At 65.0% G+C, this 13384-nt stretch carries 12 protein-coding genes; 10 read left to right on the top strand and 2 right to left on the bottom strand.

The genetic code is table 11. The annotated features are described in order from the left end of the window. The first annotated feature begins 283 nt into the window (after positions 1 to 283). The 5 genes from ACEN98_RS22905 to ACEN98_RS22885 all read left to right on the top strand — a co-directional run bounded on the left by ACEN98_RS22905 (position 284) and on the right by ACEN98_RS22885 (position 7547). Positions 284 to 1114: a glycine-rich domain-containing protein gene (locus ACEN98_RS22905; RefSeq protein ID WP_413387247.1), complete on the top strand. Its 831-nt coding sequence runs from the start codon at positions 284 to 286 to the stop codon at positions 1112 to 1114. Positions 1115 to 1327: 213 nt separating this feature from the next. Further along, positions 1328 to 3184 (top strand): CHASE domain-containing protein, encoded by a 1857-nt coding sequence (locus ACEN98_RS22900; protein ID WP_413387246.1) that lies wholly within the window; start codon positions 1328 to 1330, stop codon positions 3182 to 3184. Between the two features lie 299 nt (positions 3185 to 3483). Further along, on the top strand, positions 3484 to 4692 hold the full coding sequence (locus ACEN98_RS22895) for a glycine-rich domain-containing protein (RefSeq protein ID WP_413387245.1): 1209 nt from the start codon (positions 3484 to 3486) through the stop codon (positions 4690 to 4692). 171 nt (positions 4693 to 4863) lie between these two features. Then, positions 4864 to 6717, top strand: coding sequence for a CHASE domain-containing protein (locus ACEN98_RS22890; RefSeq protein ID WP_413387244.1), 1854 nt, complete (start codon positions 4864 to 4866; stop codon positions 6715 to 6717). Between the two features lie 164 nt (positions 6718 to 6881). Beyond that, positions 6882 to 7547: a glycine-rich domain-containing protein gene (locus ACEN98_RS22885; protein WP_413387243.1), complete on the top strand. Its 666-nt coding sequence runs from the start codon at positions 6882 to 6884 to the stop codon at positions 7545 to 7547. A gap of 5 nt (positions 7548 to 7552) precedes the next feature. On the opposite strand, the gene ACEN98_RS22880 is transcribed toward ACEN98_RS22885, so the two are convergent. Together ACEN98_RS22880 and ACEN98_RS22875 are read right to left on the bottom strand one after the other, a co-directional pair. Further along, complete coding sequence (locus ACEN98_RS22880; protein ID WP_413387242.1) at positions 7553 to 7816, bottom strand: hypothetical protein; 264 nt, start codon at positions 7814 to 7816, stop codon at positions 7553 to 7555. Positions 7817 to 7962: 146 nt separating this feature from the next. Beyond that, entirely contained in the window at positions 7963 to 8844 is an 882-nt protein-coding gene (locus tag ACEN98_RS22875; RefSeq protein ID WP_413387241.1) for an NAD-dependent epimerase/dehydratase family protein, read from the bottom strand. 11 nt (positions 8845 to 8855) lie between these two features. Between ACEN98_RS22875 and ACEN98_RS22870 the strand changes: the two genes are divergently transcribed. The 5 genes from ACEN98_RS22870 to ACEN98_RS22850 all read left to right on the top strand — a co-directional run bounded on the left by ACEN98_RS22870 (position 8856) and on the right by ACEN98_RS22850 (position 13315). Then, complete coding sequence (locus ACEN98_RS22870) at positions 8856 to 9884, top strand: CDP-6-deoxy-delta-3,4-glucoseen reductase (protein WP_413387240.1); 1029 nt, start codon at positions 8856 to 8858, stop codon at positions 9882 to 9884. Positions 9885 to 10005: 121 nt separating this feature from the next. After that, positions 10006 to 10764 carry a class I SAM-dependent methyltransferase gene (locus ACEN98_RS22865; RefSeq protein ID WP_413387239.1) on the top strand — a complete coding sequence of 253 codons (759 nt, stop codon included), beginning with the start codon at positions 10006 to 10008 and terminating at the stop codon, positions 10762 to 10764. Positions 10765 to 10922: 158 nt separating this feature from the next. Further along, entirely contained in the window at positions 10923 to 12185 is a 1263-nt protein-coding gene (locus ACEN98_RS22860) for an MFS transporter (RefSeq protein WP_413387238.1), read from the top strand. Further along, entirely contained in the window at positions 12185 to 12865 is a 681-nt protein-coding gene (locus ACEN98_RS22855; protein ID WP_413387237.1) for a DUF1345 domain-containing protein, read from the top strand. The genes ACEN98_RS22860 and ACEN98_RS22855 overlap by 1 nt, the downstream gene beginning before the upstream one ends. Before the next feature lie 75 nt (positions 12866 to 12940). Beyond that, a complete protein-coding gene (locus tag ACEN98_RS22850) occupies positions 12941 to 13315 on the top strand; it encodes an HPF/RaiA family ribosome-associated protein (RefSeq protein WP_413342307.1) in 375 nt (124 codons plus the stop codon). Positions 13316 to 13384 lie beyond the last annotated feature (69 nt).

Below are 13384 nucleotides of genomic sequence, written 5' to 3'. Positions count from 1 at the left end.
TCGTCACGCCTGTTCCCCGCGGGTATCGCAACTTCATAAGAAAGAAATTACATAGCCGCTTCAACAACAAATGTTGTTTCTTTGACAAATATCAATATCTCATCAGATTGCCTGAATTACATTGACTACGTGTAAGGCGCGCCCACGAATCGACCCACTCGCTGGCAGATGTCATCACGAGCCTTGAGGAATTACTGTCCAGCGCTGGCCCGACAAGCCGACACAACCATAACTAGGGAAGCAGTCACAACGCAATCTTCGACAACGAATGAGGATGACAAACATGAACGCCAACGACCTGTTTAACGCCGTAATGCAACTCGACCTGGAACCGATCAAGACGAAGTTGATGCACGTGGAGTCCGGCGAAGGCTGGAGCCTGGACAAGGCCACTGCCGTGGAAAAGGAATACCGGCGCTTCCTGTGCCTGATGAAGATGTATCCCGAGGAGTCCATCGCGCCCCTGGTCGACGTGGACACGTTCTGGCACTACCACATCCTCGACACGATGAAGTACGCGGTCGACTGCGAGCAGGCGTTCGGCTACTTCGTCCACCATTACCCATACGTCGGCATGCGCGGTGGCGACGACGCACAGTTCCGCATCGACAGCGGCGAGCGCATGCAGAGCCTGTACGAAGCGACGTTCGGCGAAGCCTATCCGGTGGCGGACGCGGCGCCGGTAGAAGCGTCCGGCACGGCCTATTGCGCCGGTCCGTGGGACAAGCAGGGCGCGCAGGCCGCCGCCCGCGGCGAGACCGCCTACTGCGCCGGTCCGTGGGACAAACCCCGTGCCCGCGCCGCCGCCGGCGCCGGTACGGCCTACTGCGCCGGCCCGTGGGACAAGCACGCCAGCACGGCGTACTGCGCGGGTCCGTGGGACAAGCACGCCAACACCGCCTACTGCGCGGGTCCGTGGGACAAGCCGCATGCCCATGGCGCCGCCCAGGCCACGACCGCCTACTGCGCCGGCCCGTGGGACAAGCACGCCGCCACCGCCTACTGCGCGGGCCCGTGGAAACAGGAGGGCGCACGGACCGGGAACAATGCCGCCACCGCGTACTGCGCCGGGCCCTGGAAACCGGCCACCGCGACGTCGCCGCTGAACGTGTGAAGTACCGCCGGGGAGCGCGTTCCTCGTACGCACTCCCCGCGCCTACCCATTGCCCGCTCCGGAACAGGCGCGGGCCTTTTTCTTTTGAGATAATTCTGCCAGTGAACAACTCTTCGAATGACTAGGTGTCGCACCGCATCCGAGACGAGTAAGTTGCAAATTACAAACTTTGTGTCGCCGAACGCGATTCGGCCGCACGCCTCTGGGAAGATTATGCAGGCCGTTCTGAGGGACGCATTTTCCGTTAACCGGTTTTCGTTCTGGACCGGCGCACTGGTGTCGACGCTCGTCGGCAGCGCCCTGTACGTGATGACCCAGCGGTCGATCGAAACGAATGCCCAGGAACGGTTCATCAACCATGCCAAATATGCGCAAAGCGTCATCAACGTGCGCATCAAGTCCTATACCGACCTGCTGCGCGCGACCGGAAGCCTGATCCATAGCACCGACATCCTGAGCCACCGCAAACTTCACGAATACGTGCTCGGGTTGGACCTCGCCAACAACTTCCCGGCGGTCGATTCGATCAATTTTGCGCTGTACGTCACGGACGACAGGCGCCAGCCCTTCCTCAGCGACCTGCGCGAGGAAATGGGAGGGCACATCGACGCCGCGGCGCCGCTGGACATCGTGCCGCCGGGGCAGCGCGACGCCTATCTGATCATCAGTTACATCGAACCGGACCAGTCGGGCCCGGGCCATTACGGCATCGACCTGATGGCCAACCGTTATTTCAGCAAGCAATTGGCCGAGTCGCGCGACAACGGCACGGTCTACGCTTCCGGCACACCCATTCTTGCCTTGTCCGGTCCCAACGATACCCATCTGGGCATGCGCATGCCGATCTATTATTTCGGCACCAAGCCCGACACCGTGGCGGCACGCCGCGCCGCCTATGTCGGGTCATTGGGCATTGCGTTCAGCGTGCCGAAACTCCTGTACGGTGTCATGGACGAGATACCGGTCAAGGGGCTGCGCATGACGCTGTTCGACATCGGCCCCGGCCTGGACGTCCATGGCCATGAAACCGCGGGGACGCCGCGCACGCTGTTCGACAGCCACGGTACCAGCAAGAACCCGATGCCGCCGCTCGCGGACGGCGACACGCGCATGTTCAGCACGACGCTGCCGCTGGATTTCAACGGCCGTACCTGGAAAACGACCTACAGCGCGCCCAAGGCCGCCCTGTACACGGAATTCGACACCTATTATCCGAAGCTCATGATGGCGTTCGGCTTTCTCGGCTCGATCCTGCTCTATGCCCTGGTGCACACGCTCACGTCGTCGCGCCGCGCCGCCCTCGCGCTCGCGCGGGAAATGACGAGCGAGCTGCGCGAAAGCCAGACCAAGCTGCAGCTGTCGCACCAGAAGCTCAGGCGCCTGGCCGACCACGCGTACCAGATCAAGGAACTGGAACGCAAGCGCATCGCGCGCGAGATCCACGACGACCTCGGCCAGAGCCTGCTCGCCTTGCGCATCGAAGCCGAGCTGCTGGCCGGCCGCACGAAGGGCACGCACAGCCACCTGCACAAGCGCGCCCGCGCCACGCTGATGCAGATCGACACGACGATCAAGAGCGTGCGCCAGATCATCAACGACCTGCGCCCGACCGTGCTCGACCTTGGCCTGTCGGCGGCCGTCGAATGGCAGGTCAACCAGTTCCAGCGCCGCACCGGCATCCAGTGCGACATCCAGGACGACCACGGCGAGATCGCCCTGCCCGACCATTGCGCGACGGCCTTCTTCCGCATCCTGCAGGAATCGCTGACGAACATCGTCCGCCATGCCAACGCGACGCGCGTGAAAGTGGAGCTGCGCCTGAACGGCGGCTGGCTGTCGCTGACGGTACGCGACAACGGCTGCGGCCTGCCGCCGGGCGGGCGCAACAAGTACGGCTCTTTCGGCCTGGTCGGCATCGAGGAACGCATCGTGATCCTCGGCGGCACCTGCGCCGTGTTTAGCGAGCCGGACGGCGGCACGACCGTCATGGTGTCGGCGCCCGTCATCGGCAGTCCGGACCGCCCGCTGCCCGCGCCGATCGAGCACGGCTCCGGCTCATCCGTCATCTGACTGAAGCCCCCCTCCCCGGCTTCCTTTCCCTCCGCTATTCTCTCCAGATACGCCTACCCTATCCAAAGGCTTTGGCGTATCTACCTAAGCAACAAATGTTGTTTATTTGACAAATATCAATAACGCTGTGAATTGCCTCAACTAAATTGAGCACGTGTAAGACACGTCCGCAAATCTGACGAAGAGTTGCCGGGCGTCATCACATGTTTAATGGAAATGTTGTTTGAAAGCGGCAGATTCACCGCATAAAACCATAACTAGGGATAGCAGTACTTCACTAACTACTACGAGGATGACCAATGAATACCAACGACCTGTTTAACGCCGTGATGCAACTCGACCTGGAACCGATCAAGACGAAGCTGATGCATGCGGCATCGGGCGAAGGCTGGAGCCTGGAGAAGGCCAACGCCGTGGAAAAGGAATACCGCCGCTTCCTGTGCCTGATGAAAATGTATCCGGACGAGGACACGGCACCGCTGGTCGACGTCGACACGTTCTGGCACTACCACATCCTCGACACGATGAAATATGCCGCCGACTGCGAGCAGGCCTTCGGCTATTTCCTGCACCACTACCCGTACGTCGGCATGGGCGGCGACGATGACGAACAGTTCCGCCTCGCCAGCGGCGACCGCATGAAAGAGCTGTACGAAGCCACGTTCGGCGACGCCTATCCGGGCGCCGTCGCCCAGGCCGCGGACGGCGCCGGCGCCGGCGCCTACTGCGCCAGCCCGCGCATCGAAGCCGCCTACTGCGCGAGCCCCCGTATCGAGGCGGCCTATTGCGCCAGCCCGCGGATCGACACCGCCTACTGCGCCAGCCCGCGCAAGGAAGCACGCGAAGGCGCCGTGGCGGCGACCGCGTATTGCGCCAGCCCGCGGATCGACACGGCGTACTGCGCCAGCCCGCGCAAGGAAGCACGCGAAGGTGCGGTGGCGGCGACCGCATATTGCGCCAGCCCGCGGATCGACACGGCGTACTGCGCCAGCCCACGCAAGGAAGCACGCGAAGGCGCCGTGGCGGCGACCGCATATTGCGCCAGCCCGCGGATCGACACGGCGTACTGCGCCAGCCCGCGCAAGGAAGCACGCGAAGGTGCGGTGGCGGCGACCGCGTACTGCGCCAGCCCGCGGATCGACACCGCCTACTGCGCCAGCCCGCGCAAGGAAGCACGCGAAGGCGCCGTGGCGGCGACCGCGTATTGCGCCAGCCCGCGGATCGGCACGGCCCGCTGCGCCAGCCCGCGCAAGGAAGCACGCGAAGGCGCCGTGGCGGCGACCGCATATTGCGCCAGCCTGCGGATCGACACGGCGTACTGCGCCAGCCCACGCAAGGAAGCACGCGAAGACGCCGTGGCGGCGATTGCGTATTGCGCCAGCCCGCGGATCGACACCGCCTACTGCGCCAGCCCGCGCATCGAAGCACGCAAAGGCGCCGCCACGGCCTACTGCGCCAGCCCCCGGGTCCAGACGCAGCCCGGTCGCAGTGAAGCGGCCACCGCCTGACCCGCCACAGGAACACCTTTCAATTCCTGCAACATCCCAGCCCGCTTCGGTTTCCGGAGCGGGCTTTTTCTTGTGCAAAGGACTTCGCGCGACTCTCGACACAAGTTTTGCAACAAATTAACATTGCATATCCGGCCGTGCTGGAACACATTCTTTTCGAAAGCGTATTTGATGGCGACGACGCTGAAAGACACTTTTTCCGTGACCCGGTTCTCGTTCTGGGCCGGAGCATTGCTGTCTTCGCTGGTCGGCGCGCTGCTGTATCTGTTCACGGCACGTTCCATCGAAAGCGACGCCGAAGCCCGTTTCATCAGCCATGCCAGGCATGCGCAAAGCGTCATCACGGTCCGCGTGAAATCGTATACGGACCTGTTGCGCGCCACGGGCAGCATGATCCAGAGTTCCGACGTCCTGACGCACCAGGGCTTCCACGAATTCGTGGCCGGACTGGACCTGGCCAGGAGCTTCCCGGCGGTCGACTACATCAACTACGCGGTCCAGGTGCCGCATGAGGGGCGCGACGCGTTCGTTGCCGCACTGCGCACGGACGTGTCGCACATCTTTGGCAAGCCGGTCGACCTGGATATCATGCCGCCCGGCATCCGGCCGTCGTACCTGGTCGTCGCCTTCGTCGAACCCGCGCCGCCGGGCGCCCACTACTATGCGATCGACCTGAAGGCCAACCGCTATTTCGGGAACTTGCTGCTGCAAGAGCGCGATAGCGGCATGATTTTTTCGACCGGTACGCCGATCCCAATGTTGTCGCGTCCGAACAACATCTACGTGGGCATGCGTATGCCGGTCTACCGCAAAGGCGTGCCGCTGCGCACAGTCGACCAGCGCCGCGCGGCCTACACGGGTTCGCTCGGCATCGCGTTCAGTATCCCCAAGCTGCTGAACGGCGTCATGGACGAAGTTCCGGTCGCGAACCTGCGCATGACGCTGTACGACGTCGGCCCCGGCATCGACGCCCGCGGCCAGCCTACGGTATCGAAGCCGCTCGCGCTGTTCGACAGCCGCGGCACGCGCGCCGAGCCGACGCCGGCGCTCGACGTCGGCGATGACGTCTTCACGACCAGCCTGCCGCTCGATTTCAACGGCCGTCCATGGAAAACGACGTTCAGCGCGCCCAGGGCCGCCCTGTACACGGAATTCGACACCTATTATCCGAAGCTCATGATGGCGTTCGGCTTCCTCGGCTCGATCCTGCTCTATGCCCTGCTGCACACGCTCACGTCGTCGCGCCGCGCCGCCCTCGCGCTCGCGCGGGAGATGACGAGCGAGCTGCGCGAAAGCCAGGCCAGGCTGCAGTTGTCGCACCAGAAGCTCCGGCGCCTGGCCGACCATGCGTACCAGATCAAGGAAATGGAGCGCAAGCGCATCGCGCGCGAGATCCACGACGACCTCGGCCAGAGCCTGCTCGCCCTGCGCATCGAGGCGGAACTGCTGGCCGGACGCACGCAGGACACGCACAGCCACCTGCACAAGCGCGCCCGCGCCACGCTGCAGCAGATCGACACGACGATCAGGAGCGTGCGCCAGATCATCAACGACCTGCGCCCGACCGTGCTCGACCTTGGCCTGTCCGCGGCCGTCGAATGGCAGGTCAACCAGTTCCAGCGCCGCACCGGCATCCAGTGCGACATCCAGGACGACCACGGCGAGATCGCCCTGCCCGACCATTGCGCGACGGCCTTTTTCCGCATCCTGCAGGAATCGCTGACGAACATCGTCCGCCATGCCAACGCGACGCGCGTGAAAGTGGAGCTGCGCCTGAACGGCGGCTGGCTGTCGCTGACGGTACGCGACAACGGCTGCGGCCTGCCGCCGGGCGGGCGCAACAAGTACGGCTCATTCGGCCTGGTCGGCATCGAGGAACGCATCGTGATCCTCGGCGGCACCTGCGCCGTGTTCAGCGAGCCGGACGGCGGCACGACCGTCATCGTCTCGGCGCCCGTCATCGGCGGCCCCGAACCCGTTCTCTCCCAGGAACAGGAACAGGGCGCGGGTTCGGCCGTCATCTGACATTTCACCGGCTCGCCTTACTCCACTATCGAACTTCTGCATAGCCGTTCAAACAACTCATATTATTTGTTTGACAAATATCAAAATCTGGGCGAATTCCCTCAACTACATTGAGGACATGCAACACACGCCCGACCACTCCTGAACCCTTGACAAGGATGACCATGAACACCAACGACCTGTTTAACGCCGTGATGCAACTCGACCTGGAACCGATCAAGATGAAGCTGATGCATGCGGCATCGGGCGAAGGCTGGAGCCTGGAGAAGGCCAACGCCGTGGAAAAGGAATACCGCCGCTTCCTGTGCCTGATGAAAATGTATCCGGACGAGGACACGGCGCCGCTGGTCGACGTCGACACGTTCTGGCACTACCACATCCTCGACACGATGAAATATGCCGCCGACTGCGAGCAGGCCTTCGGCTATTTCCTGCACCACTACCCGTACGTCGGCATGCGCGGCGACGATGACGAACAGTTCCGCCTCGCCAGCGGCGACCGCATGAAAGAGCTGTACGAAGCCACGTTCGGCGACGCCTATCCGGGCGCCGTCGCCCAGGCCGCGGACGGCGCGACCGCGTGGTGCGCGAGCCCGCACATCGAGCCGGGCCAGGCGACGGACAGCGCGACCGCATGGTGCGCGAGCCCGCATACCGCAGGCAAGCGCGCTGCCGCCACCGCCTGGTGCGCGAGCCCGCACATCGACAAACTGACCCGGCGCGCGATCGACACGGCCTGGTGCGCGAGCCCGCACATCGGCAAGCTGACCCAGGGCGGCAGCGCCACCGCCTGGTGCGCCAGCCCGCACAGCGCCGACAAGGCCGCCTGAGCGGGTCAGGCCGCGCTGGTCTCCCCGTGGGACCGCACCATCAGCGCGCGCAGCTCGCGGATGCTGTAGTCGGACACCTCGTGCATGCGCAGCAGGAGGGTGGCGCCGATCGGCAGGGTGTGATGGCGGATCTTGCTGATCACGGGCGGCGCCACTTCCAGCAGCCGCGACAGCGCGGCGTCGTTCTTGAGCTTGAGTTTATCGATGATGGCGTCGAGGATCCGGTTCGGGTCGTACTCGGCGCCGTCAGGTATGCGTCTGATGGGCATGTTCGTCTTTCGCTTGTGACATCCATGGGAAATTTTCCACAGCCCATAGCGGGTTATGGAAAATCAGCCAGTTTCGGGAAATATAAGTTCTTTGTGTGGTCGCTCTATGGCGTACCCGAATGATACATGGATTAGTTGCGAAATGCTTAAGACGCCCTTATGCCGCCGCCGACATGCGGATAACGCAGCCGGGCCCGCAGCTCCGTGCCGAGGCGGCGGTTGTCCAGCCGGCGCGATTCCGACATGAAGGACAGCAGCATCGGCGACACCGCCTTCTCCAGCTCGGCGCGCGCGAGACGCGGCGGCCGCGCCAGGCCGAATGCGTCGGCCACGAGATCGAAATAATCCCCCATCTTCATGCGCGTGTCGTCGGACGCGTTGTAGACGCGCCCCGGCCAGGCGCGGAACAGCGCCAGCGCGCACAGCCGCGCCAGGTCGTCGGCGTGGATGTGGTTCGTGTACACGTCGTCCGCGCTCGCCAGCGCCGGCGTGCCCCGCTGCAGCCGTTCGATGGGCAGGCGGTCCGCCGCATAGATGCCGGGCGCGCGCAGGATCGCCACCTTGCCCCCGCTCGCCACGGCCCATGCGCGCAGCACGCGTTCGGCGTCCACGCGGCGCCGCGCACGCGCATTGCGCGGGGCGACGGGCGTCGTCTCGGGGGTCGCCGCGCCGCCACGGTCGCCGTAGACGCCCGAGGTGCTGACATAAACCACCCGCGCGCCCTCGGGTAGAATGGCGGTCAAATTGCGCGTGCGCAAATCGAGCACGCCGTCCTGCTGTGGCGGCGCAAGATGAACGACCCGCCGCGCCAGTCCTGCCAATCGCTTCAGCGTCGCTGGCCGGTCGAGGTCGGCCACGACGGGGACGGCGCCCGCCGCACGCAGTGCCGCGCACCGGGCGGGCTGGCTCGTCACGGCGAACACGCGAAAACGCTCGCGCACCAGCGGCAGCAAACGCATGCCGACGTCGCCGCAGCCCACGATCAGGAGGCGCGGCTTGTTGAACCTGACTTTGTTTTTTGTATCCATTCGAGGATTGTATGACGTTTCAGATCACTGTCCAGCCCAGCGGCCACCACTACGACTGCGACGCGGACGAAACCGTGCTCGCGGCCGCGATCCGCTCCGGCATCGGCCTGCCGTACGGCTGCAAGAACGGCGCCTGCGGTTCCTGCAAGGGCAAGGTCGTCGAAGGCACGATCCACCACAAGCCGCACCAGGCGCGCGCGCTGACCGAGCAGGAAAAGCTGCAGGGCTTCGCGCTGATGTGCTGCGCCGTGCCCGAGGGCGACGTGGTGATCGAAGCGCGCGAAGTGGGCGGCAGCAGCGAGTACCCGGTGCGCAAGATGCCGACCCGCGTCACCGCCATCCGCCGCGCCGCGCCGGACGTCGCCATCCTCACCTTGCAACTGCCGGCCAACGAAGCCCTCGCCTACCGCGCCGGCCAGTACATCGAATTCATGCTCAAGGACGGCAAGCGCCGCGCCTACAGCATCGCCAGCGCGCCGTCGCTGGGCGGCCCGCTCGAGCTGCACATCCGCCATCTCCCGGGCGGCGCCTTCACGGACCATGTGTTCGGGGCGATGAAGGAACGCGACATCCTGCGCTTCGAGGGTCCGCTGGGTACGTTCTTCCTGCGGGAGGAGTCGGACAAGCCGATCGTGCTGCTGGCCTCGGGCACCGGCTTCGCCCCGGTCAAGGCGCTCGTCGAGCACATGATCCACCTGAAATCGGAACGCCCCGTCGCCCTGTACTGGGGCGGACGCCGGCCGCAGGACCTGTACATGCACGAGTTGTGCGAGCAGTGGGCGCGCGAGCTGCCCCACTTCACGTACGTGCCGGTCATCTCGGACGCGCTGCCGGAAGACGGCTGGACGGGCCGCACGGGCTTCGTGCATGCGGCGGTGATGCAGGACATCCCCGACCTGTCGAACCACCAGGTGTATGCGTGCGGCGCGCCGATCATGGTCGATTCCGCGCGGCGCGACTACGTCGAGCAATGCGGCCTGCCGGCCGACGAGTTCTACGCCGACGCCTTCACGACGGAAGCGGACCTGGCCCAGTCCTGACGTCCTCGGGCGGGGCGCACATGCAGACGCGATTCCTGTATATCTCGACAAGGATTTGGAGTATGTTCCCGTTTGCCCCGGCCGCACCGGCCGGTTACCAAACAAGAAAGGGTCCAATAACATGTACAAGACGCTCCGCCGTGCCCCTGTCCTGCTCGCCCTGTCGGCCGCCCTCGTATCGACAGCTCTCCTTTCGGGTGCCCTCCCCGCCCACGCCGCCGACCAGGCGGGCAACAACTGGCAAACCGTCCTCGCCAGCCCGCTCCGCACGGACGACGACCGCAAGGGCGACGCACACCGCAAATCCGCCGAATTCCTCGCGTTCGCCCAGGTGAAGCCGGGCATGAAGGTGCTCGACGTGTCGTCCGGCGGCGGCGCCACCGCGGCCCTGCTGACGGCGGCCGTGGGCCCCAAGGGCGAGGTCTGGGCCCAGAACGCCAAGCCGAACGCCAAGCTGGACGCGCGCCTGGGCCAGGCCACGCTGCCGAACCTGCACGCCGTCGTCGCGGACTTCAACGATCCGGTCCCGAAAGGCACGCCGCCGCTGGACCTCGTCACGATCAACATGTCGTACCATGACATCGCCAACACGCCGGCCGACCGCGCCGCGCTGAACAAGCGCCTGTACGACGCCCTCAAGCCGGGCGGCCACCTCGTCATCATCGACAACGCGGCGAAGAAGGGCAGCGGCCTCACGGCGACGAAGACCCTGCACCGCATCGACGAGGACACGGTCGTCGACGAGGTGACGAAGGCCGGCTTCAAGGTCGACGCGAAGAGCGACTACCTGCGCGCGCCGTCCGACCCGCGCGAGCAGCCGTTCTTCGAAATGAAGGGCGCCCCGGACGACAAGTTCGCGATCCGGTTCGTCAAGAAATAAACCGCGGCCTGGCTGGTGGGCACGGGGTGCCCATCCTACGGCCACGTTCGAGGTAGGGTGGGCGGCCTCCGCCCACCCTGCGCAAGCGTCAAGACAGCGCATTCCCCCGACATCGGGCACAATGAGGGTTGCATTCCCGCCATTCCCTCTCCCAACCTATGTCCGTGCTTTCTCCGACAGGGCGCCTTGCCGTCCTGCGCAACCGTAACGTTTCGTTCTACCTCTCCTCGCGCTTCCTCGGCACGCTCGCCGTCCAGATGCAGAGCGTGGCCATCGGCTGGCAGGTCTACCAGATCACGCACAGCCTGTTCGACCTCGGCCTGATCGGCCTCTCCCAGTTCGCCCCGTTCCTCGTCCTGATCCTGTGGGCCGGCCACGTGGCCGACACGCACAACCGCCGCAAGATCGTCCTCGCGTGCATGGCCACGCAACTGCTGTGCAGCCTGCTGCTCGTCGCATTTACCCTGTCCGGCAGCAAGACCGTGTGGCCCGTCTACGCCGTGCTCGTGCTGTTCGGCAGCGCGCGCGCGTTCATGCAGCCCGCTTCGCAGGCCGTCCTGCGCAACCTCGTGTCCACGCAAGACTTTTCGCAGGCCGTGGCGCTGAGCTCGTCGACGTTCCAGGTGTCCGTGATCGCCGGTCCCGTGCTGGGCGGCCTCTTGTACGTGTTCGGGCCGAACGTCGTCTATGCCGTATCGAGCACGCTGCTCGTCATCGCTGTGCTGCTGATGGCCGGCACGAAGAGCGCGCCGCAGGCCAGAAGCAAGGCGCCCGTCAGCTGGCACACCCTGCTGGAAGGACTGCGCTTCGTGTGGTCGCGGCCGATCGTGCTGGGCGCCATTTCTCTCGACCTGTTCGCCGTGCTGTTCGGCGGCGCCACCGCCCTGCTGCCCGCGTATGCGCACGACGTCCTGCATGCCGGGCCGACGAGCCTGGGCCTGTTGCGCACGGCCCCCGGCGCCGGCGCCACCTTGTGCTCGATCGCGCTCGCGTTCTGGCCCATCACGCGCAAGGTCGGCGCGTGGATGTTCGGCGGCGTCGCCCTGTTCGGCGCGGCCACCGTGACGATGGGCCTCACGCACAGTTTTCATGTCGCCCTCGTCGCGCTGTTCCTGCTGGGCGCGGGCGACATGGTCAGCGTCTACATCCGCCACCTGCTCGTGCAGTACGAGACGCCGGACGAGATCCGCGGCCGTGTCAGCGCCGTGAATGCCGTGTTCATCGGCGCGTCCAACGAACTGGGCGAATTCGAATCGGGACTCACGGCGAGCTGGTTCGGCCTGGTGCGCGCGATCGTGTTCGGAGGCGTCGCCACGCTCGTCGTCACGGGCACGTGGATGAAGCTGTTCCCCGTGCTGTCGCGCATGGACCGCTTCCCGCACCACGAGGCGGAACAGGCGGCCAAGGCCGGGGCCGCGTGATGGAACAGCAGCCAGGCTTCCTGTTGCGCTTCATCCGCAGCCGCCCGTACCTGCTCGGCGCGCTGATGCTCGGCGTGGCGGTCGGGATCCTCGTCCCGGACCGCAACATGGGACACGGCAGCGACCTGCGGCGCGCCCTGATCGGCTGGAACAGCGGCGTCTGGTCCTATCTGCTGATCATGGCGTGGACGATGTTCCGCGCCGACCACAGCCGCGTGCGCGCGATCGCCGAAAGGCAGGACGAAAGCGGCGGCGCCGTGCTGGGCGCCGTCATCGTCGGCGCGATCCTGAGCGTCTATGCCATCGTGACGGAACTGGCGAACATGAAGGAAGCGTCGGAGCACGTCAAGGCGCTGCACTACGGATTCACGGCGCTGACCGTGATCGGTTCCTGGCTGCTGGTCGGCGTGATGTACTGCTTCCATTACGCGCACATCTACTACACGGCCAGCAAGCACGCGCTGCCGCTGGAATTCCCCGACCAGCACACGCAGCCGAACTACTGGGACTTCCTGTACTTCTCGTTCACGCTGTCGGTCGCCGTGCAGACGTCGGACGTGACCGTCAGGACGCGCGCCATGCGCAAGCTCGTGCTGGGCCATTGCGTGCTGGCGTTCTTCTTCAACCTCGTCATCCTCGGCCTGTCCGTGAACATCGCGGCGAGCCTCGTGAACACCTGAGTGCGCGTGCGGGACGCCGGGTTTTCTCCGGAGCGGGTAACATCGATGCAAATGTGACCACTTTTGGAGGAGTTTATGGAAGTTAATGTCAACACCGATAACACCATCCAGCGCCATTCGGGCCTCGACGAACGCGTCCGCACCATGGTCGAAGAAGCCATTTCCCGCTTCGGCGACCACGTGCGCCGCGTGGACGTGCACCTCTCCAACGAGAACAAGGAAAAGCACGAAGACGGCAGCAACTACTGCATGATGGAAGCGCTCGTCTCCGGTTATGCGCCCGTCGTCGTGCATGCGCATGCGGAAAACCTGCAGCAGTCGATCACGAGCGCCGTCGGCAAGCTCAAGCGCGCCCTGGACAGCGCCATCGGCCGGCTGAACGACAAGAACAAGCGCGAACCGCTGCCCGTGGACGCCGAGTCCGATAAAGACCTGACCAGCAATTCCTGATCGCAGTCGCGGGCAACGGACTGCCGCCAGTCCGTTGCCCGCCAAAAGTGTTGCAAAAATTAAAATATG

The organism is Massilia sp. CT11-137, assembly GCF_047302885.1.
Lineage (GTDB): Bacteria > Pseudomonadota > Gammaproteobacteria > Burkholderiales > Burkholderiaceae_D > Telluria > Telluria orientalis.
This window is presented reverse-complemented; position numbering and strand designations above follow the sequence as displayed.

Excerpts from the sequence above, each read along its gene's own strand:
- ACEN98_RS22905 (WP_413387247.1), top strand. The coding sequence starts at position 284 with ATGAACGCCAACGACCTGTTTAACGCCGTAATGCAACTCGACCTGGAA.
- ACEN98_RS22900 (WP_413387246.1), top strand. The coding sequence starts at position 1,328 with ATGCAGGCCGTTCTGAGGGACGCATTTTCCGTTAACCGGTTTTCGTTC.
- ACEN98_RS22895 (WP_413387245.1), top strand. The coding sequence starts at position 3,484 with ATGAATACCAACGACCTGTTTAACGCCGTGATGCAACTCGACCTGGAA.
- ACEN98_RS22890 (WP_413387244.1), top strand. The coding sequence starts at position 4,864 with ATGGCGACGACGCTGAAAGACACTTTTTCCGTGACCCGGTTCTCGTTC.
- ACEN98_RS22885 (WP_413387243.1), top strand. The coding sequence starts at position 6,882 with ATGAACACCAACGACCTGTTTAACGCCGTGATGCAACTCGACCTGGAA.
- ACEN98_RS22880 (WP_413387242.1), bottom strand. The coding sequence starts at position 7,816 with ATGCCCATCAGACGCATACCTGACGGCGCCGAGTACGACCCGAACCGG.
- ACEN98_RS22875 (WP_413387241.1), bottom strand. The coding sequence starts at position 8,844 with ATGGATACAAAAAACAAAGTCAGGTTCAACAAGCCGCGCCTCCTGATC.
- ACEN98_RS22870 (WP_413387240.1), top strand. The coding sequence starts at position 8,856 with ATGACGTTTCAGATCACTGTCCAGCCCAGCGGCCACCACTACGACTGC.
- ACEN98_RS22865 (WP_413387239.1), top strand. The coding sequence starts at position 10,006 with ATGTACAAGACGCTCCGCCGTGCCCCTGTCCTGCTCGCCCTGTCGGCC.
- ACEN98_RS22860 (WP_413387238.1), top strand. The coding sequence starts at position 10,923 with ATGTCCGTGCTTTCTCCGACAGGGCGCCTTGCCGTCCTGCGCAACCGT.
- ACEN98_RS22855 (WP_413387237.1), top strand. The coding sequence starts at position 12,185 with ATGGAACAGCAGCCAGGCTTCCTGTTGCGCTTCATCCGCAGCCGCCCG.
- ACEN98_RS22850 (WP_413342307.1), top strand. The coding sequence starts at position 12,941 with ATGGAAGTTAATGTCAACACCGATAACACCATCCAGCGCCATTCGGGC.